The sequence below is a fragment of the Corallococcus praedator genome (genome assembly GCF_003612125.1).
GTDB classification, from domain to species: domain Bacteria; phylum Myxococcota; class Myxococcia; order Myxococcales; family Myxococcaceae; genus Corallococcus; species Corallococcus praedator.
In genome coordinates, this window is the sequence record NZ_RAWI01000920.1 from 1 (window position 1) to 470 (window position 470).

Consider the following 470-nt stretch of genomic DNA (forward strand, 5'->3'; position numbering starts at 1 on the left):
GCGCAGGACTTCAGCTGGCAACGCGCGGCCGTTCCGTACCTTGACCTGTACCGCACGCTGCTTTAGACCCCGCGCTGCCTCGCTGAGTGAACCCTGGGGCGCACTCCCTCAGTCAGCGCGGCCCTTCTGCGGCACGACGGGCGCCACGATGTCGAGCGAGGCACCCGGGTCTTCCTCACCCGCGACCGAATCGAGCGTGGTTTCCTTCACCAGTGCCTTTTCTTGGCCTCTGCCGGCCGCACCCTTTGCGGTATCGCTGGCGGTGGCGGGTTCATTCTTGGAATCCAGTGGGGTGCCGGACGAAGAGCCGGCGCGGGGCGTGTGAGCATACATGGCGTTTCCTTCTCGATGAAAGAGCGTCTCCACGCCAGGCGTGGAAGGGAAAACCAATCTCCCGCAGGGCTGATCGGAGCAGTGCCAGACGAAGCCCTGCTCCCGCGTGGGACCCCAAGACCGCTCCGCCCTCGTGG

At 66.0% G+C, this 470-nt stretch carries 1 protein-coding gene; it reads right to left on the reverse strand.

What is annotated here, in order from left to right; translation table 11 throughout:
- Nucleotides 1-108: 108 nt before the first annotated feature.
- Nucleotides 109-470: hypothetical protein (locus tag D7Y13_RS47405; RefSeq protein ID WP_208734601.1), on the reverse strand; the 362-nt coding region annotated here is incomplete at its 5' end.